Source organism: Levilinea saccharolytica (assembly GCF_001306035.1).
GTDB lineage: Bacteria > Chloroflexota > Anaerolineae > Anaerolineales > Anaerolineaceae > Levilinea > Levilinea saccharolytica.
The window spans coordinates 69,413-93,240 of record NZ_LGCM01000035.1 but is presented as its reverse complement, the minus strand read 5'-3'; the positions used below and the strand labels follow the sequence as shown (position 1 = coordinate 93,240).

General features: G+C 61.3%; 23 protein-coding genes and 1 tRNA gene. 18 read left to right on the top strand and 6 right to left on the bottom strand.

Annotation, left to right across the window (positions count from 1 at the left end; translation table 11 throughout):
• Positions 1–10: 10 nt before the first annotated feature.
• From ADN01_RS09645 to ADN01_RS09635, 3 genes are read right to left on the bottom strand one after another with little or no spacing between them, the layout of a single operon-like run.
• The gene (locus tag ADN01_RS09645) at positions 11–442 is read right to left on the bottom strand and encodes a biotin/lipoyl-containing protein (protein ID WP_062419680.1); all 432 of its coding nucleotides are present in this window, start codon (positions 440–442) and stop codon (positions 11–13) included.
• Positions 439–801 carry an OadG family protein gene (locus ADN01_RS09640; protein WP_062419679.1) on the bottom strand — a complete coding sequence of 121 codons (363 nt, stop codon included), beginning with the start codon at positions 799–801 and terminating at the stop codon, positions 439–441. Before ADN01_RS09640 ends, ADN01_RS09645 begins: the two co-directional genes overlap by 4 nt.
• 12 nt (positions 802–813) lie before the next feature.
• The gene (locus ADN01_RS09635; protein ID WP_082142967.1) at positions 814–2,367 is read right to left on the bottom strand and encodes an acyl-CoA carboxylase subunit beta; all 1,554 of its coding nucleotides are present in this window, start codon (positions 2,365–2,367) and stop codon (positions 814–816) included.
• A gap of 215 nt (positions 2,368–2,582) precedes the next feature.
• Here ADN01_RS09635 and ADN01_RS09630 point away from each other — a divergent pair, with 215 nt between their 5' ends.
• The 14 genes from ADN01_RS09630 to moaA all read left to right on the top strand — a co-directional run bounded on the left by ADN01_RS09630 (position 2,583) and on the right by moaA (position 15,861).
• Positions 2,583–3,650, top strand: coding sequence for a hypothetical protein (locus ADN01_RS09630; protein WP_147238930.1), 1,068 nt, complete (start codon positions 2,583–2,585; stop codon positions 3,648–3,650).
• A gap of 125 nt (positions 3,651–3,775) precedes the next feature.
• Positions 3,776–5,071: a DUF3048 domain-containing protein gene (locus ADN01_RS09625; protein WP_062419677.1), complete on the top strand. Its 1,296-nt coding sequence runs from the start codon at positions 3,776–3,778 to the stop codon at positions 5,069–5,071.
• 154 nt (positions 5,072–5,225) lie between these two features.
• Positions 5,226–7,283 (top strand): excinuclease ABC subunit UvrB, encoded by a 2,058-nt coding sequence (gene uvrB / locus ADN01_RS09620; protein WP_062419676.1) that lies wholly within the window; start codon positions 5,226–5,228, stop codon positions 7,281–7,283.
• A 14-nt stretch (positions 7,284–7,297) separates the two neighbouring features.
• Positions 7,298–7,681 carry an ACT domain-containing protein gene (locus ADN01_RS09615; RefSeq protein WP_082142966.1) on the top strand — a complete coding sequence of 128 codons (384 nt, stop codon included), beginning with the start codon at positions 7,298–7,300 and terminating at the stop codon, positions 7,679–7,681.
• A 209-nt stretch (positions 7,682–7,890) separates the two neighbouring features.
• Positions 7,891–8,682 (top strand): hypothetical protein, encoded by a 792-nt coding sequence (locus tag ADN01_RS09610; RefSeq protein ID WP_062419674.1) that lies wholly within the window; start codon positions 7,891–7,893, stop codon positions 8,680–8,682.
• A 30-nt stretch (positions 8,683–8,712) separates the two neighbouring features.
• A complete protein-coding gene (locus tag ADN01_RS09605; protein ID WP_062419673.1) occupies positions 8,713–9,351 on the top strand; it encodes a hypothetical protein in 639 nt (212 codons plus the stop codon).
• A 7-nt stretch (positions 9,352–9,358) separates the two neighbouring features.
• Positions 9,359–9,790 carry a PspC domain-containing protein gene (locus tag ADN01_RS09600; protein ID WP_082142965.1) on the top strand — a complete coding sequence of 144 codons (432 nt, stop codon included), beginning with the start codon at positions 9,359–9,361 and terminating at the stop codon, positions 9,788–9,790.
• 2 nt (positions 9,791–9,792) lie between these two features.
• Positions 9,793–10,875 (top strand): LiaF transmembrane domain-containing protein, encoded by a 1,083-nt coding sequence (locus tag ADN01_RS09595; RefSeq protein WP_062419671.1) that lies wholly within the window; start codon positions 9,793–9,795, stop codon positions 10,873–10,875.
• Between the two features lie 270 nt (positions 10,876–11,145).
• The gene (locus ADN01_RS09590; protein WP_082142964.1) at positions 11,146–11,871 is read left to right on the top strand and encodes an SIMPL domain-containing protein; all 726 of its coding nucleotides are present in this window, start codon (positions 11,146–11,148) and stop codon (positions 11,869–11,871) included.
• Between the two features lie 159 nt (positions 11,872–12,030).
• On the top strand, positions 12,031–12,729 hold the full coding sequence (locus tag ADN01_RS09585; RefSeq protein ID WP_062419669.1) for a histidine phosphatase family protein: 699 nt from the start codon (positions 12,031–12,033) through the stop codon (positions 12,727–12,729).
• Positions 12,726–13,256 carry an inosine/xanthosine triphosphatase gene (yjjX, locus tag ADN01_RS09580; protein WP_062419668.1) on the top strand — a complete coding sequence of 177 codons (531 nt, stop codon included), beginning with the start codon at positions 12,726–12,728 and terminating at the stop codon, positions 13,254–13,256. The genes ADN01_RS09585 and yjjX overlap by 4 nt, the downstream gene beginning before the upstream one ends.
• Before the next feature lie 51 nt (positions 13,257–13,307).
• Positions 13,308–13,838: a flavin reductase gene (locus ADN01_RS09575; RefSeq protein ID WP_062419667.1), complete on the top strand. Its 531-nt coding sequence runs from the start codon at positions 13,308–13,310 to the stop codon at positions 13,836–13,838.
• Between the two features lie 433 nt (positions 13,839–14,271).
• A complete protein-coding gene (locus ADN01_RS09570) occupies positions 14,272–14,778 on the top strand; it encodes a zinc ribbon domain-containing protein (RefSeq protein ID WP_062419666.1) in 507 nt (168 codons plus the stop codon).
• 102 nt (positions 14,779–14,880) lie between these two features.
• Positions 14,881–15,861, top strand: a complete 981-nt coding sequence (moaA, locus tag ADN01_RS09565) for a GTP 3',8-cyclase MoaA (protein WP_062419665.1) — start codon at positions 14,881–14,883, stop codon at positions 15,859–15,861.
• Here the strand turns inward: moaA and ADN01_RS09560 are convergent.
• Complete coding sequence (locus tag ADN01_RS09560) at positions 15,858–16,607, bottom strand: LamB/YcsF family protein (RefSeq protein ID WP_062419664.1); 750 nt, start codon at positions 16,605–16,607, stop codon at positions 15,858–15,860. The two genes, moaA and ADN01_RS09560, sit on opposite strands and share 4 nt — an antisense overlap.
• Before the next feature lie 164 nt (positions 16,608–16,771).
• The gene (gene ftcD / locus ADN01_RS09555) at positions 16,772–18,295 is read right to left on the bottom strand and encodes a glutamate formimidoyltransferase (RefSeq protein ID WP_075071099.1); all 1,524 of its coding nucleotides are present in this window, start codon (positions 18,293–18,295) and stop codon (positions 16,772–16,774) included.
• 130 nt (positions 18,296–18,425) lie between these two features.
• Here ftcD and ADN01_RS09550 point away from each other — a divergent pair, with 130 nt between their 5' ends.
• Positions 18,426–19,106, top strand: a complete 681-nt coding sequence (locus tag ADN01_RS09550) for an SOS response-associated peptidase (RefSeq protein WP_062418287.1) — start codon at positions 18,426–18,428, stop codon at positions 19,104–19,106.
• Positions 19,107–19,186: 80 nt separating this feature from the next.
• A tRNA-Glu gene (locus ADN01_RS09545) sits at positions 19,187–19,259 on the top strand.
• Positions 19,260–20,207: 948 nt separating this feature from the next.
• Here the strand turns inward: ADN01_RS09545 and ADN01_RS09540 are convergent.
• The gene (locus ADN01_RS09540) at positions 20,208–20,933 is read right to left on the bottom strand and encodes an SAM-dependent methyltransferase (RefSeq protein ID WP_062418288.1); all 726 of its coding nucleotides are present in this window, start codon (positions 20,931–20,933) and stop codon (positions 20,208–20,210) included.
• Positions 20,934–21,066: 133 nt separating this feature from the next.
• Here ADN01_RS09540 and murJ point away from each other — a divergent pair, with 133 nt between their 5' ends.
• Both murJ and ADN01_RS09530 read left to right on the top strand, forming a co-directional pair.
• Positions 21,067–22,668: a murein biosynthesis integral membrane protein MurJ gene (gene murJ / locus ADN01_RS09535; RefSeq protein ID WP_062418289.1), complete on the top strand. Its 1,602-nt coding sequence runs from the start codon at positions 21,067–21,069 to the stop codon at positions 22,666–22,668.
• A 147-nt stretch (positions 22,669–22,815) separates the two neighbouring features.
• Positions 22,816–23,796 (top strand): hypothetical protein, encoded by a 981-nt coding sequence (locus tag ADN01_RS09530; RefSeq protein ID WP_147239042.1) that lies wholly within the window; start codon positions 22,816–22,818, stop codon positions 23,794–23,796.
• The last annotated feature ends 32 nt before the right edge of the window (positions 23,797–23,828 follow it).

Sequence of the window (23,828 nt, the reverse complement as noted above, 5' to 3'; positions counted from 1 at the left end):
AGACCGCCCCTTAATCCGCAAATTCCATCAATACCTGGCCGTGCCGTACGGCGTCGCCGGAGGCGACGAGCACGTTGGCAATTTTCCCATCGCGGTTGGCGCGGATGGCGTTTTTCATCTTCATGGCTTCCAACAGGCAGAGTTCCTGGCCGGTTTTGACCGTATCGCCGGCCTTAACCGCCACGGAGAGGATCACGCCGGGGATGGGGGCCTGCACGGATTTGGATTTATCCACAGCCGGGCCGCCCGCCGCCGCAGGAGCGGGAGCGGCAAGGGTGGGCTCGCAGCCGGGTTCCACCGCCGCGGGGCTCAGCTCTGCGCTTTCCTCCGCGGGCCACACTTCGAAGGTCTCGCCTTCGAGGGTGGCCAGGATGGGGCGGGCGTTCAGGTCGCCGACCTCGACATCATAGGTTTGTTCATCAATTTTGACACGAATTTTCATCGCTGATTTCCTCGAGATCGTCGGTTATAAGATTGCATCTGCTGGGTCAGCTGGCCAGCGCGCAGAACGGCTTGCCAGGCGCTTAACCCGCTGGCCGGGGCAGCCGGAGCGGCGGAGCGCTGGCGCAGGGCCAGGGCCACAGACACCGCCAGGGCGGCCGCGCGCGCTTTGCGCGGGTCGGTCAGCACGGGGGTTTCATCGGCAGCTTCGGAAGCGGAGCTTTCTTCCGCAGCCTCTGCCCGGTCTGCCCCCAGGCGCACCATCAATTCCATCAGCCCCCACAACGCCAGGATGGCCAAAAATACCAGGCCCATGCCGATGGCGGTGATTAACAGGGCGTTTGTCAACGCAGATCCCATCACCAATCTCCTTTATACCGGCATGTTGCCGTGTTTGCGCGGCTGGGTCTGGGCTACCTTGGTGCGCAGGGCCTGCAGCGCGGCGATGACCAGGGGGCGGGTTTCGCGCGGCTCGATGACGTCATCAATGTAACCGGCTTTGGCGGAAGCATAGGGGTTCAGGAAGCTCTTGCGGTATTCATCCGTCAGGCGGGTGCGCTCGGCGGCGGGGTCAGCGGCGGCGTCAATCTGCTTGCGGTAGAGGATGTTGGCAGCCCCTTCCGGCCCCATGACGGCGATCTCGGCGGAGGGCCAGGCGTAGTTGACGTCGCAGCCCATGTACTTGCTGCTCATGACCACATACGCGCCGCCGTAGGCCTTGCGGGTGACAATGCTCACCTTGGGCACGCTGGCGACCGAATAGGCATACAGCACTTTGGCTCCGTGGCGGATAATGCCGCGGTGTTCCTGATCCACACCCGGCAGGAAGCCTGGCGAATCCACGAAGGTGACCAGGGGGATGTTGAAGGCATCGCACATGTGCACGAAGCGCGAGATTTTATCGGCGGCGTCAATGTCAATCACGCCGGCCATCACGCTGGGTTCCTGGGCCACGATGCCCACGGGCATGCCGCCCATGCGGGCCAGGCCGGTGATGGCGTTGCAGGCGAAGGTTTTCTGCGTTTCCAGGAAGGAGCCGCGGTCTACCACGCGGTTGATGACTTCGTGCATGCTGTAAGCCAAACCAGGATCCAGAGGGACGATCTCATTGAGGGCGGGGTCCATGCGTTGGGGGTCGTCCTGATTGTCTTGGGCGGGGGGATTCTCGATGTAATTGGCGGGGAAGTAGCCCAGGGCTGTGCGGCACAGCGTCAGGGCGTCCTGTTCGCTGGCGGCCATCAAATGGCAGGTTCCGCTGACGCCCAGGTGAACGGCGGCGCCGCCCAGGCCTTCGAAGTCAATGATCTCGCCGGTGACGGACTTGATCACTTCGGGGCCGGTGAGGAACATGTAGGACTGCTGATCCACCATGATGATTAAATCGGTGACGGCGGGGGAATAGGCCGCGCCGCCCGCGCAAGGCCCCAATACCAGGCTGATCTGGGGCACCACACCGGAATATAGGGCGTTGCGGCGGAAGATTTCGGCGTAGCCGCCCAGGCTGTGAACGCCTTCCTGAATGCGCGCGCCGCCCGAATCAATCAGACCGACGATGGGGGCGCCGCTGGCCACGGCCAGGTCCATCACGCGGCAGATCTTGCGGCTCTGCATCTCGCCCAGGGCCCCGCCGTTGACGGTGAAATCCTGCGCATAGGTGTACACCGTGCGGCCTTCGATCATGCCGTAGCCGGTGACAACGCCGTCGCCCAGGAATTTTTCATCGCTGATGCCCAGCTCGTCTGCCTGCTGCACGACGAAGGGTTCCAATTCGTGGAAGGTGCCGGGGTCCAGGAGCAGTTCCAGGCGCTCCCGCGCGGTCAGCTTGCCTTTGGCGTGCTGCTTCTCAATCCGGCTTTTCCCACCGCCCTGACGGGCTTTTTCCCGCATAGCGCGCAGTTCAAGGATTCGGGGATCTTCTTCTGGCATAAGAATTCCTCATGAAAAAATGGATTAGATCGGATCGGAGGGTCACGAAACACACCCCCCAGGGGGTATCCGCCCGCAATCATTGTATCAACCCAGGGGGGCATTTCATTAAGAGTAAAGCACTCATTTTGCCTGATATTAATCCTGAGTTGTTTGGTGAATATTTCCACCCGGCGGGGCTGCAGGGGGCCTCAGGTTAAGTTACAATAGCGCTTGTGACACACGAAATTCCCACCCTTCCAAGAGCGCCCCATGCCGCGCGCACCAAAAATGTGCGGCGCTGGCTGCTCTTTGCGGCGGCGGCTGGCATGGGAGTCTGCCTGGGCTTGCAAATTCTGCTGTTTGGCGCGGGTTTCGTCGCGCCCTGGTCGGCGGCCGCCTGGCTGGCGCCCAACCCCATACCCACGATCACGTCCACGCCTGCGCCCCTGCCCAGCCTCACAGCCTTGCCCAGCCGCACCCCTCAACCGCGCCCAAGCGAAACGCTGGCTCCCACCTACACCTCGCTGCCCACGTCCACGCCGGATTCCAGCGGCTGGCGCGAATGGCCGGTGATCCCCGCGGCCAACGCGCATGCGGCGCAAATCTTCGCCCTGGGTCAAGAGCGCGGCGCCAACCCGCGCGTGTTTTCGAAGGTGGGCGACAGCAACAGCACCATGCCGTTTTTCCTGGCCTGTTTTGACCAGGGGCCGCACGCCTACAACCTGGGGGCCTACACGGATTTACAGCCGGCCGTTGAGCAATTTGCCGGGTCGTTTGCGCGCACCAGCCGCGTGGCGCGCAATGGGCTGACCGCCACCGGGGCGCTTTCGCTGGATTGGGGGGAGGACGGGGCTTGCCTGGAGAACGAATCTGCGCTGGCCTGCGAATACCGTCTGTACCGCCCCAGTTACGCCTTTGTGGCTTTGGGGACCAATGACGTGAACGAAGGCCCCACACTGTTTGAACAGAGCCTGCGGCGCATTTTGGAATTCACCCTGGAACAGGGGATTGTGCCCATTGTGGCCACCAAGGCAGACAACCTGGAAGGGGATGAGAGCTTTAACGGCATCATCGCCCGCCTGGCGATGGAATACAATGTGCCGGTGTGGAATTTGTGGCGGGCCACGCGCGATCTGCCGGGCTTTGGGCTGCGCGAGGATGGGGCGCATTTCACCTATTCCCCCAGCACCGGCGGGCTGTGTCAGTTTGACCGCTGGCAGCTGCCCGAATACGGCTGGCCCAACCGCAACCTGACGGCGCTGCAGGCCCTGGACGCGGTGTGGCGCATGAGCACGCCGTGAAGGGCTGTACCCTACGCCGAACGCATCAATTTTGAAAGGTGAATCTGGCGCTGAAACGAGTACAATGGCTTTAAAGGGATTCCAATTGGGGTATCCCCACGCTTTTGGTATGGATGGGAGAGGGTATGCGTAAGGCGATTTATTTGTTCTTAGTGCTGAGTTTACTGGTGAGCGGGTGCAGTTTGCAGCGCGCGGGGTTATCCGCCGCGCCGATCACGGCCCAGGCGCAGGCCCCGGCGGCCGCTGCCCCCACGGTCACGGCTCCAACTCCGAAAGTTACCCCCACCACGGCGCCCAGCGCCGTCCCCACAACCGCACCCACCGCTGCCTCCGCCGAGTCCAAAAAGGATGCGGGGGTGGATGTTGGCCCCGACACTTTTCCGGCAGGGGTCAACCCCCTCACCGGTCTGCCGGTGAAAGATCCCGATGCGCTCAAGATCCCGCCCGCGCTGGTTTCGATCACCAATTTCCCACCCTCGGCGCGCCCGCAGGCGGGGTTGTCCTTCAGCCCGGTGGTGTATGAAATGTACATCGGCGAAGGCACTTCGCGCTTCCTGGCGGTGTTTTACGGCGATTACCCCACCCTGGCGGACGCAAAAGATAAGGATCAATCCAAGAACCCCGCGGTGGGGCCGGTGCGTTCTGGCCGCAAGCCGTATGAGGCCCTGCGCAAACTGTACAGCGGCTTTTTGGTGATGGCTTCGGCGGCGGAGAAGATCGCCCGCCAGTTGAATTACGTCACCAACGTGTTCGGCAGCGACAGCGACGACATCAACAGCGCGATGGTGGATGTGACCCGCCTGGAAGAGGTGGCCCGCGCTGAGCAGAAGCGCCTGGGTGAGGTCCAATTGAGCGGGCAGCGCTACGCCTCTGTGCCGCCGGAAGGCGGCAAGGCCGGCACGGTGCTGTGGCTGCCGTGGAGCTTCTTGAACCAGGTCTTTTGGCGCTACGATGAAAAAACCGGCGGCTATCACCGCTGGCAGGACAACGCCGACGGCAGCACCTTTACCGAGATGACCGACCGCCTGACCGGCGAGCCGCTGAGCTTTGAGAACGTGGTAGTGCTGTTTGCCGATCACCACGCCGAGGCCGAGACGGTGATTGGCATTGATTTCCTGTACATCACCAAGATGCCGGCGGTGGTTTTCCGCGACGGGCAGATGTATGAAGTGTTTTGGAGCACGCGCAACGAGACCTACGAAAAGACCACCGGCAAAATTCGCCCGATTCGCTTTGTGGACGCCCAGGGAAAGCCCTTTCCTTTAAAACCTGGGCAAACTTGGGTGATGGTAATTGGACGCGGAATTCAGTATAATGAAACTGTCGATTCAACCGCCTATTTTGACCTGAAAAAGAAAACCCAACCCGGCTCCGGCATCTGGATCTTCCACTATTATGCGCCGCCGGTGGAGACACCCTAACCCCCTTCTTTGCCCACTTCCTAAGGCAGCAGCGGATCTCCCCTCCCTCCCGCTGCTGCCTTCTTTTTTGAACTCGTTGTGAAAATCCTCCGCCTTTCCGGTATAATAGAATTTCTGTCCTTCAATTGCCTGCTTAGCAAAGGGGTTGATCCGTATGCAATTCCAACTGAATTCGCCCTACCAGCCCACCGGCGACCAGCCTGAAGCCATTCAGGAGCTGGTTGCAGGCCTGCGTAAAGGATACCGCAACCAGGTTTTGCTGGGCGCCACCGGCACCGGCAAGACGTTCACCATCGCCAATGTGATCCAGCAGGCGCAGATGCCTGCGTTGGTCATCGCCCACAACAAGACCCTGGCCGCACAGCTGTACGCCGAGTTTAAAGAGTTCTTCCCCAACAATGCGGTGGAGTATTTCGTTTCGTATTACGACTACTATCAGCCGGAAGCCTACGTCCCGGCTCACGACCTGTACATTGAAAAAGAGACGCAAATCAACGAAGAGATTGACCGGCTGCGTCTGGCGGCGACCACTTCGCTGATGTCGCGGCGGGATGTGATCATCGTCGCCTCGGTTTCCTGCATCTACGGTCTGGGCGACCCTTCGGCCTACGGCAAGGTGGTCATCCACCTGGAGACGGGGGCGATTTACCGCCGTAACGCCTTGCTGCGCCAACTGATTGAGAGCCAGTACCAGCGCAACGACCTGGAAGTGCGCCCCGGCATCTTCCGCGTGCGCGGGGATACGCTGGAGGTCTTTCCGGCCTATGAAGACCGCCTGGCCTACCGCATCACCTTCTTTGGGGATGAGGTGGAGCGCATCCTGGCAGTTAACCCGGTGACGGGCGAAATCGTGGAAACGCTGACCCAGGTGGATATTTACCCCGCCAAGCACTACATCGCCCAGGAAGACCGCCTGAAGCAGGCCATCACCGATATTGAAAACGAGCTGGAAAGCCAGCTGACGAACTTCCGCGCCAACGAGAAGCTGCTGGAAGCCCAGCGCATTGAGCAGCGCACGCGCTACGATCTGGAAATGCTGCGCGAGGTGGGCTACTGCTCCGGCATCGAGAACTACTCCCGCCATCTGGATCAGCGCGCGCCGGGTTCGGCCCCCTGGACTCTGATGGATTACCTGCCCAGCGAGTATTTGCTGATCATTGACGAGTCGCACATGACCATCCCGCAGGTGCGCGGCATGTTTAACGGCGACCGTTCACGCAAGGGCACCCTGGTGGAATTTGGCTTCCGCCTGCCCTCCGCGCTGGATAACCGCCCGCTGACCTTTGATGAATTTGAGGCGCACAAGGGCTACACCATGTACATTTCGGCCACCCCCGGCCCGTATGAGATGAAGCTGACCGATCAGGTGGTGGAACAGATCATCCGCCCCACCGGTCTGGTGGACCCGGAGCTGGAGGTGCGCCCCACCCAGGGGCAGGTGGACGACCTGCTGGGCGAAATCCGCAAGCGGATAGAGATTGGCGAACGCACCCTAGTGACCACGCTGACCAAGCGTATGGCCGAGGACCTTTCGGAGTACCTGATGGAGCTGGGCATCAAGGTGCATTACCTGCACTCGGAAGTGGAGACGCTGGAGCGCATCGGCATTCTGCGCGATCTGCGCCTGGGCGTGTTCGACGTGGTGGTGGGCATCAACTTGCTGCGCGAAGGCTTGGACTTGCCGGAGGTCTCTCTGGTGGCCATCCTGGACGCGGACAAAGAAGGTTTCCTGCGTTCCGACACCGCCCTGATCCAAACCATCGGGCGGGCGGCGCGCAACGCCCACGGGCGGGTGATCATGTACGCCGACCGCATCACCGATTCGATGGCGCGCGCGATTGACGAAACCACCCGCCGCCGCGCCAAGCAGCAGGCCTACAACCAGGAACACGGCATTGAACCGGCGACCATCCTCAAGGCCATCAAAGACATCACCGCGCGCCTGTCGCCCTCTTATGTGGCCGAGGCGCGGGCAGAATATCAGGCCGGGGCGCAAGGCGCCGGGGTGCTGCCCAAGAACGAGCTGAAGCGGGTGATCGCGGAGATGGAAAAGCAGATGAAAGAGGCGGCGCGCAACCTGGAATTTGAACGAGCGGCCGCCCTGCGCGACCAGATGTATGAGCTGAAACTGATGCTGGCCGAAGAGAGTCATGTGCCGGAATGGCAGAAGGCGCGCCTGCTGGCCAGCCGGAACGAACCCGACGACGCCTGATGGGAAAGGTGAGTATGGCCGCTTTACCGGCGCTGACGGTTTTACCGGGGGAATATGCGGTGTGCCGCCTCGATCGGCGGGCTGAATGGCCCGCGGAGGGGGCTGCCGGACCGTTCTGGGCGGCGGTGCGCACGGATGAGGAGCTTTCGCTGGTGGTGCCGCAGGCCGCCGCCCCCGCGCAGGGGCGCTGCGAAGGTGGATGGCGCATCTTGAAGGTTTCAGGCCCGCTGGATTTTGGCCTGACCGGTGTGTTGGCGGGGATTGCCCGTCCCCTGGCGGAGGCGGGTATCAGCATTTTTGCCATTTCGACCTTTGACACCGATTATGTGCTGGTCAAAGCGGAAACGCTGGAGGCGGCCTGCGCCGCGCTGCGCGCCGCCGGTTATCCATTGGTTTAATCTCGCGCACACTTCTTCTTAAAGGTTGCACCCAATCGAATACACCGCACCTGCATCCTGGCCGTAAGTAGGGTTTTGGTTGGTCAGGTGTCCATTTCTGCGCCGCTGCGGCGGGTTTGCAGTATCATTTTGCAACTCTTGGCTTTCATCTGCGTATACATGGATAGAGACCGTCGTCTCACTTTTTTTGTTGTTCAGGAGCGAAAATCATGCGTAAGAACACACTGTTTTGGGGAATCGTCGTCACTGTCATCGGCATCACCCTGCTGGCGAATTCCATTGGGGTGCTGCCCCAGGGCTGGCTCAATTTCTTTTGGGCGGGCTTGCTGATCTTCGCGGGGCTGTGGTTTTTGATCGGCCCGCGCCTGTTTAAGCCCAACCGGGAAGAAGAAACCCTGGACCTGCCGCTGGAAGGCGCGCGGCGGGCTTCCATTCGCTTTAACCACGGAGCCGGGCGGCTTTCCGTGCGGGATGGGGCGGGGACGGGCGCGCTGCTGCAAGGCACCTTTGTGGGCGGGGTGCAGCCCACGGCCGAGCGGTTGGGCGACCTGGCCGAGGTCCATTTGAAAGCCGATAATCTGGTGATCGTCCCCGGCCTGTTGAACACCGAAGGTTTTTCCTGGGATGTGCGCCTGACGCGTGAAATTCCGTTGGAACTGAAGTTTGAGATGGGCGCCAATGAAGCCCAGGTGGATTTGACCCACCTGAAGGTGGCGGACATCAAGGTGGAAACCGGGGCCAGCTCGCTGGTGATGATGCTGCCGGAGCAGGCGGGCATGACGCGCGTGAAGGTGGAATGCGGCGCGGCCTCGGTGCGGCTGCGCGTGCCTGAAGGTGTGGCGGCGCATATTGAAGTTTCGTCGGGCCTGATGGGCATTGACGTGAACACCAGCCGCTTCCCCAAGCGCGACGGCTTCTATGAATCCGACTCTTACGCCACGGCTGCCAACCGCGTGGATATCTTCGTCGAGGGCGGCGCGGCTTCTATTCAAATTCTATAAGTTTCACTTGTTTGCGGAAGGATGGGAATCATGAAAGCACGGGATTGGCGTACGATTTTGGGGGTGGGTCTGATCGCTTTGGGCGCGCTGGCACTGCTGCAGAGCCTGGGGATTTTATCCCCCTCCGGCAGCCTGGTGGCGGTTTTGTTCGGCGTGTTGTTTGCCCTGGGCGGGCTGGCTTTCCTTTCGGTGGTGTGGGGCAACCGCACCGAGCATTGGTGGGCGGTCATCCCCGGCATGGTGCTGCTTTCCTTGGGCGGGCTGATGCTGCTGACTCAGTTCTTTCCCGCTTTTGCGGATAAGGGCGGCGGGTTCTTCCTGGGCGGCATCGCTTTGGCCTTCTGGCTGGTTTATGTGCTGCGCCGCGATTTCTGGTGGGCGCTGATTCCGGCCGGGACTCTGACCACCCTGGCGGTGGTGGCGGCGCTGGATGAGTTCGCTGCCTTGGAAGGCGGCGGGGTCTTCTTCCTGGGTCTGGCGCTCACCTTTGCGCTGGTGGCCTTGCTGCCCAAAGAGCGCATGAGCTGGCCCTGGATTCCGGCGGGCGTGCTGCTGGTGCTGGGCGTGGGCGTGCTCTTTTCGGCGGGCGCGCTGGTGAATTACGTTTGGCCTGCCGCGCTGATTTTGGGCGGCGTGTACCTGATCTTCCGCTCCATTCGCGGGTCTTGAGGTTAAGATGAACCGTCTATACCGGATACGGAAAGAAGCTATGCTGGGCGGGGTGTGCGCTGGGCTGGCGGAATACCTGAACATTGATGTGACTATCGTGCGCCTTTTCTTCCTCCTGTTCACCTTGACCGGCGGCATGGGGGTGGGCATTTACCTCCTGCTGTGGATTTTGCTGCCGGTGAAAGATGAGCCGGATTCGCAGGCAGATTTTGGCGACCGCGCCCGGCGGATGGGTGAGGAATTTGGCGAGGCCATGCGCCGTTCAGACACCAACCGCACCCGTCTGGTGGGGATTGCCCTGCTGCTGGTGGGCGTGTATTTCTTGCTGCAAAGCCTCAATATCCCCTGGCTGCACTTTTTGCGCGGGGAAGTGGTGTGGGCGGGACTGTTGATTGTGGCGGGTGTGGCTTTGCTGACCCGCAGTTTGCGAGGGAGTTAACCATGTCTGAAAAAACCTCTGTGAAATGGGAAGTTCGTCGGCGGCCGCACAGCATCTTTTGGCCGTTGATGATGATCCTGGCGGGCGCGCTGCTGCTGCTCAACACCTTAAACGTTCTGCCGCAGACCACCTGGAGTTCCATCTGGCGCTTGTGGCCGCTGCTGTTCGTGGTGGGCGGCCTGGACGGGCTCTACCAACGCGAGGGCTTCGCGGGCAACGTCATTTTTATCGGGTTCGGCGTGCTGCTGCTGCTTTCGAACCTGGGGATGGTGACCGCCAGTTCCTTCGGCATTCTCATCCGCTACTGGCCGTTTTTCATCATCGCCTGGGGTCTGGATCTGCTCATCGGCCGCCGCGGGCTGCTTTCGGGCCTGTTGGGTGTGGGCCTGGGGCTGGTGGTGGTGGCGGCGCTCTTCTGGCTGGTGCTGTCCTCTTCGGCGGCGGGCCTGGTGGTGCAGGGTTCCAACTTCAGCCAGCCGCTGCAGGGCGCCACCAGCGCGGATGTGAACCTGGATCTGCCGGTCGGCTCGCTGAAACTGGAGGGGGGAGCTGCCGCGGGTGAACTGATTTCGGGCGTTTCCAGCCTGCCTTCCAATTTGCGCCTGACTCAAGATTATGCGGTGTCGGGTGGGGTGGGCAGTCTGCGCGTGAGCGCGGTGGGTGATACCACCACCTTCCTGGGCTTCAACCGCCAGATGGGGTTGGATTTCACTCTTACCAAGGCTGTGCCGCTGTCTCTGCGCACGCATCTGGCTATTGGCGAGCAGCAGGTGGATTTGAGCGGCACCCAGGTGAACGAGGCGGCGGTGGAAATGGCCATCGGCGAATCCACGCTGACCCTGCCGGCCGAGGGGACTTTGGACGCGAAGGTCAAGGTGGCGATCGGTTCGGTGGTGCTGCGCGTTCCGGCGGGTGCGCATGTGCAGATTGACACCGACACGGGCATCACCGGCATCTCGCTTCCGGCGGGCTACAGCAAAAACGGCCGCAGCATCTATTCCCCCGGGGCCGAAGGCGCGGCGAATGTGCTGCGCGTACGCGTGGAAGTGCCTATGGGCAGCCTGCGCATCGTCACCCTGCCGTAAAGGCTTCTTCTCAACGGTTAAAAATCACCGCCGCCTGGGCATGCTGTCAGGCGGCGGTTTTTGGTGAAAATTCGAGGTTAAAAGCAGTTCGCCAACCGATTGAGGGGGGCAACCGGTTGACGAACTAACGATATAGTATCACGTTTATTGAATTAATTCAACTACCTGGAGCTTAGAGTTTTCTCATTTTTTGACGGGCAGTTCCTGGAACTTTTTGGCAGGGTGTTCGTCTTAGGTACATCAAAAGAGGTTCCGATTAAGGAGGAAACAATGAAACGAAGTTTTGCAGTTTTAATGATCACCGCTGTTCTGGCTCTGGCTTTGGGTGCTTGCGCTCCGCTGGCCTCAGTGGCCGCCCCGGCTGCCAATGCGCCCGTTCGTCAGATGACCGCTAACGGTGTGGGTGAGGTGTATTTGACCCCAGACCTGGCCTACGTCTCTATCGGTGTGCAGAACCAGTCGCCCAACGTGGCCACGGCGCTGCGTGAGAACAACCAGCAAGCCCAGGCTGTGGCAGACGCGCTGAAGGAATTGGGCGTGGAGGGCAAAGACATTCAGACCAGCTCGTTCAACATCTTCCCCATGCAGCAGTACAGCCCCACGGGCGAGATGACGGGCGTAGTGTACCAGGTGAACAACACCGTGTACGTGACCGTGCGCAGTTTGCAGGTGCTTCCCGAACTGTTGGACAAGGTGGTCTCGGTGGGCGCCAACACCATCAACGGCATCTCGTTTGATGTGGCCGACAAGAGCGCCGCGGTTTCTGAGGCGCGCAAGCTGGCCATCGCCAACGCCAAAGCCAACGCGGTGGAACTGGCCGGTGCGGCTGGGGTTGAACTGGGCGACCTGATGAGCCTCAACTCCTACACCTCCGGCGCGCCTATCCCGGTGTTTGAAGGCAAGGGCGGCATGGCCATGGACGCGGCGGCCCCTCCGGTTTCGGCGGGCCAGCTGATGATCACCGTGAACGCTGATTTGACCTACACCATCCGCTAATTCCTCGGTTTCCCCCCTTCCCACCCCTCTGGTGCCTGCACCAGGGGGGTATTTTTATCAGGGTGACCGAAAAAAATACCGCTGCGAGGGTTTTCCTGCGGCCATCTTAGGGTAGAATGGAAATGAGCCTGTTCTCACATTTCAACTTAAGGGTAAGGGATGAACACCATTTTCCTGGTTCGCCATGCTGAAAACCTGGCGAATTTGACCAAAGAATTTTCCTATCGAAAAGTAGACTATGCATTGACGCCCAAAGGCGTGCTGCAGGCGCGGCAGACCGCGGAGTTTTTCCGCGGTCAGGCCATTGATCACCTGTACTGTTCCCCGCTGCGGCGGGCGCGCCAGACCGCCGAGATCATTGGGGCGGCGGTGGGCTTGCAGCCGGTGGAGATTGAGGCCTTCCGCGAGGTGAACGTGGGCGACCTGGAGGGTGTGCCCCCCACGCAGGATGTGTGGGAAGCGCACGACCAGGTGATCGCAGCCTGGAAAGCGGGCCAGCTGGACGTTTCCATGCCTGGCGGCGAAAATTACCATTCGGTGTGGGCGCGGTTTCAAGACGGGCTGCGCCAGATGTGCGCGGGAAAAACCGGCCAGCGCATGGCGGTGGTCGGCCACGGGGGCATGTTCTCGTTTTGTTTGCAGGATTTGTGTCCGGATGTGGACGCGATGGCGCTGCGGCGCGAACCGAACCAAAACTGCTCCATCAGTGAAATTCGCCTGGCGGAATGCAACGGCCGCGTGCGCGCGGATTTGGTCAGCTGGTGCCGGGTAGAGCATCTTTCCGGCCCGGCGGCCCAATTTGTGTTGGGGTTCACCACCCCGCAGGATTTTGACCCTTCGGGGAGGCTGATCCGGTGAGGCGCGTGGTGTTGGCTTCGGATAACCCGGCCAAGCTGGCGGCGGTGCGCAGCGGGTTTCAGCGCATGTTCCCTGAAGAGCCCCTGGCCTTTGATGGCGTCAACGTGCCTTCCGAAGTGGCGGAACAGCCGTTTTCGGATGAAGAAACGCTGCGGGGCGCTTTTAACCGCGCGCGCAACGCCGCCCGCCAGAATCCGCAGGCGGATTTTTGGGTGGGCGTGGAAGGTGGGGTGGAAGAGATGGGCGGCGGGCTGGCGGCCTTTGCCTGGGTGGTGATTTTGGCCGAAGGCTGCTCGGGCAAGGCGCGCACGGGCGCGTTCTTCCTGCCCCCGGCGGTGGCCGAATGGGTGCGGCAGGGGGTGGCGCTGGGCGAGGCCGACGACCGTGTGTTTGGCAGAAACGGTTCCAGCCGCCAGAATGGGGCGGTGGGGCTGCTGACGGGTGATGTGTTGGATCGCGCCGGATTGATCAGCGAGGGGGTTGTGTTGGCCCTGATTCCTTTCAAGAATCGGGATTTGTACGGGTAGGGGCTGCTCGGACCGGCGGCTTCACCCATGAGACCAGAACTGGAGGGAAAGATGTCTGTGAAACCGATTCAGGTCGAAGATTGGCTGCTGCGCTGCTGCAGTCTGTGGGGTAAGGATTGGCTGCTGCTGACCGCCGGGGATTTTGCCAGCGGGAAGTTTAACGCCATGACGGTGGGGTGGGGCAGTTTTGGGCGTATGTGGAACAAGCCCTTCGCGCAGGTTGTGGTGCGGCCCACCCGCTACACCTTTGAATTCATGGAGAAATACGACACCTTCACCCTGTGCGCTTTTCCCATGCAGTACCACGAGGCGCTGAATCTGTTGGGGACGCGCTCCGGTCGGGATGGGGATAAGATTGCCGCGGCGGGGCTGACCCCGGTGGCTGCTTCCAGCGTGGCGGCCCCGGCTTTTGCCGAGGCGGAGCTGGTGGTGGAGTGCCGCAAGCAGTACTGGGATGATATGGACCCGGCGCGGTTCATCGCGGATGACATCGCCCGCCATTATTCCCTGAAAGATTATCACCGCATTTACTTTGGTGAGATTTTGGCGGTGCTGGGCACGGAAAAATATCAGGCCGCCTGAGGCGAGCTGAGAAAAGATGATATACGGGGCGCGCCAGCGGCGCGCCCCTTTTTTGTTGGCGGTCATACGGCCTCGGTACGATCTCATTGTTGACAGGAGGAGAGACCGCCACGGCCGGGAGATCACCGGCCTCGCGGTGACATGATTGGACCCCTACGCCGGGCATGGAAACCTGCTGCCTGCCCAAGCGGTGTCCGTACGATCTCATTGTAAAATGGAGGAGAGACCGCCGCGCCCCCGCACTGAGGGTCGCGGTGACATGATTGGACCCCTACGCCGGGCATAGAAATTTTGCTGCCCGTCCAAACGTCAACACCCGCGCCCATTTCTTTCAAAGTCTACATCAGATCTTCATCAAATCTTCATAAGTTTTGGGTATGCTGGAGTGTGTTGGAACCTGTATCTATCGCGATTCTCTTTTAGGAGTAAAACCATGAGTAAAACCGTTCGGTGGATTTTGATCAGTGTGGGCGCGGTGGCTGTTTTGGCCCTGTTGGCCGCGCTGGCTTTTGGCATGGGCACGCGCTGGCAGCGCATGAGCAGCTTCAGCGGGCCGACCTGGGGACACCCCATGATGGACCGCGATTGGGGCCGCCCAGGGTTTGATGGCCCGCGCGATTTTGACCGTCCAGGGTTTGACGGTCCGCGCGATTTTGGCCGCGGCCGCATGTATGATAACTACGGCCGTTCGATGATGAACAGCCGCATGGGCGCCTGGGGCATGCTGGGCGGCGGCTTGTTCATGCTGGGCCGTTTGGTGATCCCCCTGGCCTTGCTGGGGCTGGCGGCCTGGGGCGTGGTTGCCCTGGTGCGGCGCGGGCGGCAGCCCGCAGCCGTCCCAGCCCCGGTGGAAAGCGTTTCGACGGCTGTTTGCGGGCAGTGCAGCAAGCCGGTGCAGGAGGGATGGAGTCACTGCCCTTACTGCGGAAATTCCTTATAGGTAGGTTCTTCCCCCGTTGAACGCCCCGCCCTCACCGGCGGGGCGTTTGTTTGTGCCTATGCTATAATTGGAGTAATTAACTCTGAATATATCGAGGCGCTCATGTCCTTTGACCGTTTTGGCCGCCATATCCATTACCTCCGCATCAGCCTGACCGACCACTGCAACCTGCGCTGCCGCTACTGCATGCCGGAGGATATGACCTTTCGCCCCAACGCCGAAATGCTGCAGGATGACGAGCTTTTGCTGCTGGTGCGCCTGTTCGCCAGCCTGGGTTTCGACAAGCTGCGCCTGACCGGCGGCGAGCCGACCGTGCGCGCCCAGATTGTGCCCCTGGTGCAGGCCATCACCGCCACCCCGGGTATTCGCGCGGTGAGCATGACCACCAACGGGGTGCTGCTGGGCAAACTGGCCCAGCCGCTGAAGGCCGCCGGGCTGCAGCGCGTGAACATCAGCCTGGACACCCTCAACCCGCAGCGTTTTCGCCAGCTGACCCGCTGGGGATCCTTCGATCAAGTGTGGGAGGGGATTTTGGCGGCGGAGCGGGCCGGGCTGACTCCGCTGAAGCTGAATGCGGTGGTGGTGCGCGGGTACAACGAGGCGGACACCGCCGATTTGGCGGGCCTGACCCTGGAGCACCCCTGGCAGGTGCGCTTTATTGAGATGATGCCCTTTGCGGGGGAGACGGACACCCAATTGAACCATGTGGTGCGCGCCGAGGAGATCATGGCGCGGATTGAGGCCGTTCACGGGCCTTTGCAGCCGGAGAACGACGGTCAGCTGGATGGAGAGGCGCGCATTTTTCGCCTGCGGGGGGCGGCCGGGCAGGTGGGCTTTATCTCGTCGGTCAGCGCGCCATTTTGCGCGGCCTGCACGCGGGCGCGGCTGACCGCGGACGGCAAGCTGCGGCTGTGTTTGCTGCGGGAAAAAGAGGTGGATCTGCTCACCCCGCTGCGCGCGGGGGCGGGCATAGACGAACTGCGCCAGTTGATTCTGGACGGGGTATGGCACAAGCCCTGGGGCCACGGACTGGCCCAGGGGGAGGTGGCCCTTAACCGCACGATGAGCGAAATTGGGGGTTAAGACAGGGGCTGAATCAAGACCCCGGCCTGTTTGAGGGCGGCGCGCACCACGCGGGCATTTTCCACGGCGCGGGGATGGTCTCCGTGCAGACACAGAGTTTCCACCATCCAAAAGCGCGGTTCGCCGCCGGTTTCCACGCGCACCCCTTCGCGCGCCAGGCGGATGGCCTGGGCGGCGATGTCGGCGGGGTCTTCCAGAAGGGCCCCCGGCAGGCGCCGCGAACGCAGGCTGCCGTCCGGCTCGTAGGCCCGGTCGGGAAAGCCCTCGCCCGCCACGCGCAGGCCCGCGTCCAGACCGGCGCTGAGCAGGCGTGAACCGGCCAGCCCCACCAGCACCAGCGAGCGGCTGAATTTGGCGGTGGCGCGGGCGATGACCGAGGCCAAAGAGGCGTCGCGGGCGGCCTGGTTATACAGCGCGCCGTGGGGTTTGACATGGGTCAATTCTGCCCCCACCAGACGGGCAAAGGCCGACAGCGCCCCCAACTGGTAGAGGGTGAAGGCGGCGGCTTCTTCCAGGGTGAGGTCCAGGTTGCGGCGGCCAAAGCCTTGCAGGTCGGGGTAGCCGGGGTGCGCCCCAATGCGCACGCCCTGCTGGGCGGCCAACTGCACGGTGCGCTGCATGACCACGGGGTCGCCCGCGTGCAGGCCGCAGGCGATGTTGGCCGAGGTGATCAACGGCATCATGGCTTCGTCGCTGCCGATTTGATAGGCTCCGAAGCTTTCTCCAAGGTCGCAGTTTAAATCCATGGTGGGGTCCCCTTCCTGAAATGAATGTTGGCCGGGCGGCGGTGGGGCCAGAGGCTGCCGCAGTTTGGGGCGCGGCAGAACAGGCGCTGCTCGCCAGAGCGAGCAGCGCGAGGATTCCCCACAGTTTTACAGATAAGAAGGGTTTGAACATAGGCGGTGGTGCGTCAGCCCAGATTGGCGCGTTCCTTGAGTACGGATAAAAGTGAGGATTCGACGGCAGCGGCTTTTTGCTGCAGAGCAGACAATTTCGTGAGCATGGTGGCAGCCTGGGCCTGATCTTTGACGTTTTGCAGGTTGATGCGCACGTTCAGGCCGGCGCTGGCAAAGGCGGCGTTACCCAAGAAGACGCCGCTGGCTGCGTCGCTGATGGCGTTGAGGTTGCCCAGGGTGGCGGCCTGGAGGTTGAGATCCATGACCTGCACCGCGCGGGCGGCCACGCGCAGCGGCACGGCGGAGGCGTGGAAAGTGGCGGCTTCAACGGCCGCATCGCGGGCGGCTGCCTGCTCAGGGGTATCTTTGGGCAGGCGGAAGGCGGCCAAGATGTCTTCAAAGGCGGCCGAGTCTTCAGCAACGGCCGTGATCAATTCCTGGCGCAGGCTGTCTGCTGAGGCGGCGATGGCTTCCATTTGAGGGGTGACATCGGCGTATTTCTTCTTGCCCAGGGTTAAGCGGGCGACCATGCCCGCCAGGGCCGCGGCGGCAGCGGCGGTGTGGGCGGCGGCGGAACCCCCGCCCGGGGTGGGCGTGGCCGCGGCCAGGGCTTCAATGAAATCAGGCGCGGTGGGCTGCTGGGCGCTTTCCATAACGCGGCTTTCCAAAATCTGGTCGTATTCAAATTGATCCAGCTGGAGATACCACTGGGCGGCGTGGGTCAGGGCTTCTTGAGGAATGAGGCCGACCAGTTCCGTGTGGCGGATGCCCACGCCGTAGCGGGCTGCCTCGCGGCGGATCATTTCCACCACGCGCGCGATGGGCGTCTGGCGGAAATTGGTGAGGTTCATGGAGACCTGCGCCATACCCTCCACCAATACCCCCATGGCTTTGACGTAGCGCAGCCCGCCGGATGAGTGGCGGATGGCTTTAGCGATCTTCTGGGCGATGGAAACGTCATTGGTAGTGAGGTAAGCGTTGAAGGCGATGAGGGGTTGGCGCGCGCCGATGACGGTGGCTCCGGCAGGGCCTAAAAAGCTGGGGCCGAAATCGGGGGCGCGGTCGGGGTTGGTTTGAATCTCAGCTTTAAGACCTTCAAATTGCCCGCGGCGGATGTTTTCCAGATTTTGCCGGTCGGGGCGGGAAGCGGCTTCTTCGTAGAGATAGGTGGGGATTTTTAGCTCAGAGCTGACTTTTTGTGCCAGGCGGCGGGCCATTTCGACACACTCGGCCATGGTGATATCGCTGATGGGCACGAAGGGGACTACATCGGTGGCGCCGATGCGGGGGTGTTCGCCCTGATGCTGGTTGAGGTCAATCCATTTGGAGGCTTCGGCGATGGAATCGAAAGCGGCTTTTTCCACGGCCTGGGGTGCGCCGACAAAGGTGATGACGGTGCGGTTGTGGTCCAGGTCGGAATGGCGGTCGAGCAGGTGGATGCCGGGCACGGCCTGAATGGCAGCGACGATGCGGTCCACGATCTCGGGGCGTCGGGCTTCGGAGAAGTTGGGGATACATTCAACGAGGGGATTGGGCATGGGAGGTCCTCTCTGTATGGGATGATGGTAATTATACTCGCCTTATGGAGATCGGATGGTCTTTCGGGTGATGGGCTGTGCTACAATCCAGACAGGGGGCGCGGTTCGGATCAGGAAGGGAGAGGCGAAGATGTGCGGACGATTTACGATCACCATTGATGCAGACAGCCTGCAGATGGCGTTTGATTTGGAGAGCGCTCCCCCGGATTGGAAGCCGCGCTACAACGTGGCGCCCACTCAGATGGTGGGGGTGATTCGCGAGGGGCCGCGCCGGTTGGTGGAATGGATGCGGTGGGGGTTGGTGCCGTTTTGGGCCAAAGACCCCAGCGTAGGCAGCCAGCTGATCAACGCGCGGGCGGAGACGGCGGCGGAGAAACCTTCCTTCCGGCGGGCGTTTCAAGCACAGCGGTGCTTGATCCCTGCGGACGGCTTTTTCGAGTGGAAACAAGAAGTGGGGCAGAAAGGGCCGCGCCAGCCGTATTATTTCCGGATGCGAGACGGGCGTCCGTTCGCCTTCGCGGGGCTGTGGGAACGCTGGCAGCCGGAGGGGGCTGCCGAGCCGCTGCTGAGCTGCACGATTTTGACCTGTGCGCCGAATACGCTGCTGGCACAGTATCACAATCGTATGCCGGTGCTGCTGCGCGGTGAGGCCATGGGCGGGTGGCTGCATGGGGATTCACGCGCGGGGTTGGAGGCTTTGCTGCGCCCGTACCCGGCGGAGGAGATGACGGCCTATGCGGTGTCACGGTTGGTGAACCGGGCCGGCGTGGATACGGCGGAGTGCATTCAGAAGGTGGAGGTTTCTGCCTGAGGGGAAAAGCAATTTGACGAATTTTTTCGCAATGGCTTGACCCTTTGGGGGAGCCGTGATAAAATCTTGCTCGCAATCAAGCCTCCATCGTCTAGGGGACCAGGACGCAGCCCTTTCAAGGCTAAAACGCGAGTTCGAATCTCGCTGGAGGCACACAAACAGCCCAATTAGGGCTGTTTTTTCTTGGGGAATATAGCCCTTTCAATCTCATTGAGAGACGAGGGACCAAAACGCGAGTTCGAATCTCGCTGGAGGCACACAAACAGCCCAATTAGGGCTGTTTTTTCTTGGGGAATATAGCCCTTTCAATCTCATTGAGAGACGAGGGACCAAAACGCGAGTTCGAATCTCGCTGGAGGCACTAAAACGACTCTGAGAAGGGTCGTTTTTTATTAGCCCTTTCAATCTCATCGAGAGACGCGGGACCAAAACGCGAGTTCGAATCTCGCTGGAGGCACAAGAACGACCCAGAAGTGGGTCGTTTTTTATTAGCGCTTTCAATCTCATTGAGAGACGAGGGACCCAAACGCGAGTTCGAATCTCGCTGGAGGCACACAAACGACCCAGAAGTGGGTCGTTTTTTATTAGCCCTTTCAATCTCATCGAGAGACGAGGGACCAAAACGCGAGTTCGAATCTCGTTGGGGCACAATGAGGACCCTGAGAAGGGTCGTTTTCTTTTTGGGTAATTAGAAGATTGGCGTAGAGATCACCACGCCGCCAAAGTGCGGCGGCTAGGCCACCGGTTTTCGGTGGTCGCGATGACATGGTGAAGTGGTGAACGCCACGCCGCCAAAGTGCGGCGGCTAGGCCACCGGTTTTCGGTGGTCGCGATGACAGGGTGAAGCGGAGATCGCTGCACCCCTAAAAGGCGGGGGCTAGGCCAGTTCTTTACAATCGAGTGATTATTGATTGGCGCGGAGATCGCCACGCCCCCCAAAGAACGGGGGGGGGCTCGCGATGACATGGTGAAGTGGTGAACGCCACGCCGCCAAAAAACGGCGGCCAGGCCACCGGTTTTCGGTGGTCGCGATGACATGGCGAGGTAGAGATCGCCGTGCCGCTAAAAAAACGGCGGCAGGCCACGACATCTGGCGCGAGGCTAGCGGGGCGGGCGGTCACGCTGGGGGGTGCGGGGGCCGGGGGAAGACGACTCATGCAGGATCAAAATGAACTCGGCTTTGCGGCCGTTGACGGCCTGACGCACTTCGGCTGCCGGCCCGCGGAAAATTTGCTCGGTGGGCAGGGTCAGGTCGCAGGCCAGGGTAAGGGGGTGGCCTTTGCCAAAGGCGCGGGCAACCTCATCCAGCAGGCGGTCCAGGCGGTAGGGGGTGTCCATGAGCACCACCGGCACACGCATGGCGCGCAGGCGCAGCAGCTCGGCCTGGCGGGTCTGCGGGTCGCGCGGGAGGAACCCCGCGAAGAAGTAGCGTTCCAGTTTGAAATCCAGGATGGAAAAGGCGGCCATCAACGAGGACGGGCCAGGGATAGGGGTGACGGGAAAGCCCATTTCGCTGATTTCACGAATGAGGGCTGCGCCTGGGTCGGCGAAGACCGGCGTGCCGCAATCTGACACCAAGGCCAACTGCTGACCCTGGGCCAGCCGCACGGCAATATCGGCGATCTGCTGTTTTTCGTTGTGCTCGTTGAGGGTGATGAGGGGCTTGGGGGGCAAGTTGAGCTTTTTCAGCAGGGTGCTGCCCTCGCGCAGCTCTTCACAGATGATGCAGTCCGCCGCCTTGAGCACTTCCAGGGCGCGCAGGGTGATATCCTGATAATTCCCAATAGGCGTGGCAACAATCGATAAGGTGCCGATGGCAGCGGGCATGCGGAGGATCCTTTCCAGAAGAATGAGAAGTACACCTAGATTATAACCCGGCTTGAGACGCAGCCGGGGCGGACGGATATTGGATGAGACTGTCCTGGCAGGAAAGGTGGGGTTATGCTATATTTGGGACTCGATGACACACCTTACCCGCACCTCTCTGCTATTGGCGTTTTTCTTCGCGGCGGATAAAGCCGTGGCGATTCTGCGTCAGGTGGTGATTGCCCGACAGTTTGGCCTGTCGCCGGAATTGGACGCTTTCAACGTAGCCAACAACGTGCCGGATCTGCTGTTTGCGCTGATCTCCGGCGGGGCGCTGGCCATCGCCTTCATCCCGGTGCTGACTGAAGTGCTCACACGGCAGGGACGTGAGGCCACCTGGCGGGTTTTTTCCAACGTAGCCAATCTGGCGTTTCTGGTGACGGCGGGGCTGGGGCTGGTGGTGTTTGCAGCGGCGCGGCCGATGGTGGAATGGGAACTGGGGATTGCCCCTGGCTTTGGCGGCGAACAGCAGGCCCTGGTGATCACCTTGATGCGCCTGAACCTGGTTGCCACGCTGATTTTCTCGATCAGCGGGCTGGTAATGGCAGGGCTGCAAGCCAACCAGCATTTCCTGCTGCCGGCGATGGCCCCACTGCTGTACAACCTGGGCCAAATCTTCGGCGCGCTGGTGCTTTCGCCGGAGAAAGGCTACCAATTGGGGGGGGTCACCTTGCCCGCGATGGGGCTGGGGGTGTATGGACTGGTGTACGGCGTGATCCTGGGCGCCATCCTGCATCTGGCCATTCAGATCCCCGGCCTGATCCGCTACCGCTTTCAATGGAGCTTCGGGCTGGGCCTGCGCACCGCAGAGGTGCAGAAGGTGCTGCGCGTGATGGGGCCGCGGCTGCTCAGCGTGTTCCTGGTGCAGCTGATTTTCCTGGTGCGCGATAATTTGGCTTCGCGCCTGGCAGCGGGGGCAGTGACGGCCCTGACCTACGGTTGGATGATCCAGCAATTGCCGGAGACGTTGATTGGAACGGCCATCGGCACAGCTCTGCTGCCCACATTGGCGGAACAAGTGGCGCGCAAAGAACGTCTACAATTTGAGCAGACCCTGTCGCGTGCGGTGCAGGTGCTGACGGCCCTGACCGTACCCGTGGCGGTGGTTTTAGGATTGGGACTCCGTCCTTTGGTGGCGGCTGCCTTTGGGTTTGACGCGGCCGGAACCGATTTGCTGATGTGGGCGACGCGCGGGTTTTTGCTGGGCCTGATCGGGCACTCACTGCTGGAAGTTGCGGCGCGCTCCTTCTATGCCCAGCAGGACGCTTTGACCCCATTGTTGGGGGCGGTGGTGAATGTAACGATTTACATTGCCCTGGGCAGCCAGCTCTACCGGCCTCTCGGCCCGGCTGGCATCAGCCTGACCGATTCTGTGGCCTTCACGGTGCAGGCGGTGCTGCTGTTGGTGCTGCTGGGAAGGCCGCCAGTGGGGATTGTGCGCTGGATCCGCAGTCGGTTCCGCACGAAAGACGGGGCGGCAGCGGAAGACCTGCGGATATTGACCCCGGTGCAGCTGGGTACTACCCCCTGGCGCAGCCTGGCGGCGGGGCTGGTGAGCGGGGGCGTTGTTTTGGCGGTGCAGGCAGCAGCCGGAGGGCTTTCCCCGCTGTTGGTGGGCGCGGCCAGCATGGCCGCTGGTGGAGCCGCAGCCCTTCCGGTGATTTGGCGGGAAATTCGCATCCTGCTAAAAATGTGATCAGTCTAGAGTATAATTAGGCCCATGACTATGGACAACCTTGAACCAACTGTTCCTACCCCCATACATGATACGCAGCCAATCGCGCCGCCAGCGCCTCCACGCAAACCCCGGCGGGGTTTGTGGGTGTTGGGCGGTATTGTCTTAGTGATCCTGACCACCGTGGTGGGCGGCCTTTTGGGATACGGCACCGCCGTTCAGGCCCGTAAGGCCAAACAGGCCAGCCAGGTGGCCTTAATCGCAACCACCCAATATCAACTGGGTGTGGAAGATTTAAACGCCGGCCGATTGGAAAATGCACAGCGCCGATTTGAGTACGTCATTTCGATCGACCCCAAGTTCCCCGGCGCTCAGGAAAAATTGACGGAAGTGATGATGGCGGTGGCGATGGTGAAAACCCCTACCCCCGAAATCACCCCCACGATCAGCATGACGCCCACGCCGGATAACCGCGGCGCTGAAGAACTGTACGCCCAGGCGGTGCAGTTCATTCAGAATAAAGAATGGGAAAACGCGATCAACACGCTGGATGCGCTGCGGAAAGAAGATATCAGTTACCGAGCGGTGGATGTGGACGGCCTGTATTACATCGCGCTGCGCTTCCGCGGGGTGGATAAAATCATCGCTCAGGGCAATTTGGAAGGCGGCATGTACGATCTGGCGCTGACCGAAAACTTTGGCCCGATTGATAAAGAAGCTGATTCCTACCGCAATTGGGCGCGCTTTTATATGTCGGGCGCAAGTTTCTGGGAGATTGACTGGGTGAAGGTGCTGGAATATTTTGGCCAAATCTACCCCTCTCTTCCCAATTTGCGCGACGGCTCAGGCTGGACGGCGGTGGAACGTTTCCGCATTGCTTCCATCCGCTACGGCGACCAACTGCTGGCCAAGGGTGAGTACTGCATGGCGCGCGATCAATATTTGAACGCGCTCTCGATCAGCCAAGATAACAACCTGGGCCCGACGGCGACGGCTGTACAGCTTTTGTGCTCGCCGCCCACCTCGACCCCGCAGCCTCCCACTAAGACGCCTGAGGTGATGGAAACCACACCGGTGACCCCGGAAACTCCGGTGCCGACCGAAGAGACCCCCGAAGCTCCCACGCCCACAACGGAGGGCGGAGTCTAGTCGGCTCTCATCTGCTGAAGGGGAACTGAACC

Bases quoted from the DNA above. Each gene is read 5' to 3' on its own strand.
- ADN01_RS09550 (WP_062418287.1), top strand. From the start codon at position 18,426: ATGTGCGGACGATTTACGATCACCATTGATGCAGACAGCCTGCAGATG.
- ADN01_RS09615 (WP_082142966.1), top strand. From the start codon at position 7,298: ATGGCCGCTTTACCGGCGCTGACGGTTTTACCGGGGGAATATGCGGTG.
- ADN01_RS09625 (WP_062419677.1), top strand. From the start codon at position 3,776: ATGCGTAAGGCGATTTATTTGTTCTTAGTGCTGAGTTTACTGGTGAGC.
- ADN01_RS09645 (WP_062419680.1), bottom strand. From the start codon at position 442: ATGAAAATTCGTGTCAAAATTGATGAACAAACCTATGATGTCGAGGTC.
- ADN01_RS09560 (WP_062419664.1), bottom strand. From the start codon at position 16,607: ATGGATTTAAACTGCGACCTTGGAGAAAGCTTCGGAGCCTATCAAATC.
- ftcD (WP_075071099.1), bottom strand. From the start codon at position 18,295: ATGCCCAATCCCCTCGTTGAATGTATCCCCAACTTCTCCGAAGCCCGA.
- uvrB (WP_062419676.1), top strand. From the start codon at position 5,226: ATGCAATTCCAACTGAATTCGCCCTACCAGCCCACCGGCGACCAGCCT.
- ADN01_RS09635 (WP_082142967.1), bottom strand. From the start codon at position 2,367: ATGCCAGAAGAAGATCCCCGAATCCTTGAACTGCGCGCTATGCGGGAA.
- ADN01_RS09600 (WP_082142965.1), top strand. From the start codon at position 9,359: ATGAACCGTCTATACCGGATACGGAAAGAAGCTATGCTGGGCGGGGTG.
- ADN01_RS09590 (WP_082142964.1), top strand. From the start codon at position 11,146: ATGAAACGAAGTTTTGCAGTTTTAATGATCACCGCTGTTCTGGCTCTG.
- ADN01_RS09640 (WP_062419679.1), bottom strand. From the start codon at position 801: ATGGGATCTGCGTTGACAAACGCCCTGTTAATCACCGCCATCGGCATG.
- moaA (WP_062419665.1), top strand. From the start codon at position 14,881: ATGTCCTTTGACCGTTTTGGCCGCCATATCCATTACCTCCGCATCAGC.
- ADN01_RS09610 (WP_062419674.1), top strand. From the start codon at position 7,891: ATGCGTAAGAACACACTGTTTTGGGGAATCGTCGTCACTGTCATCGGC.
- ADN01_RS09575 (WP_062419667.1), top strand. From the start codon at position 13,308: ATGTCTGTGAAACCGATTCAGGTCGAAGATTGGCTGCTGCGCTGCTGC.
- ADN01_RS09540 (WP_062418288.1), bottom strand. From the start codon at position 20,933: ATGCCCGCTGCCATCGGCACCTTATCGATTGTTGCCACGCCTATTGGG.
- ADN01_RS09570 (WP_062419666.1), top strand. From the start codon at position 14,272: ATGAGTAAAACCGTTCGGTGGATTTTGATCAGTGTGGGCGCGGTGGCT.
- ADN01_RS09595 (WP_062419671.1), top strand. From the start codon at position 9,793: ATGTCTGAAAAAACCTCTGTGAAATGGGAAGTTCGTCGGCGGCCGCAC.
- ADN01_RS09585 (WP_062419669.1), top strand. From the start codon at position 12,031: ATGAACACCATTTTCCTGGTTCGCCATGCTGAAAACCTGGCGAATTTG.
- ADN01_RS09605 (WP_062419673.1), top strand. From the start codon at position 8,713: ATGAAAGCACGGGATTGGCGTACGATTTTGGGGGTGGGTCTGATCGCT.
- murJ (WP_062418289.1), top strand. From the start codon at position 21,067: ATGACACACCTTACCCGCACCTCTCTGCTATTGGCGTTTTTCTTCGCG.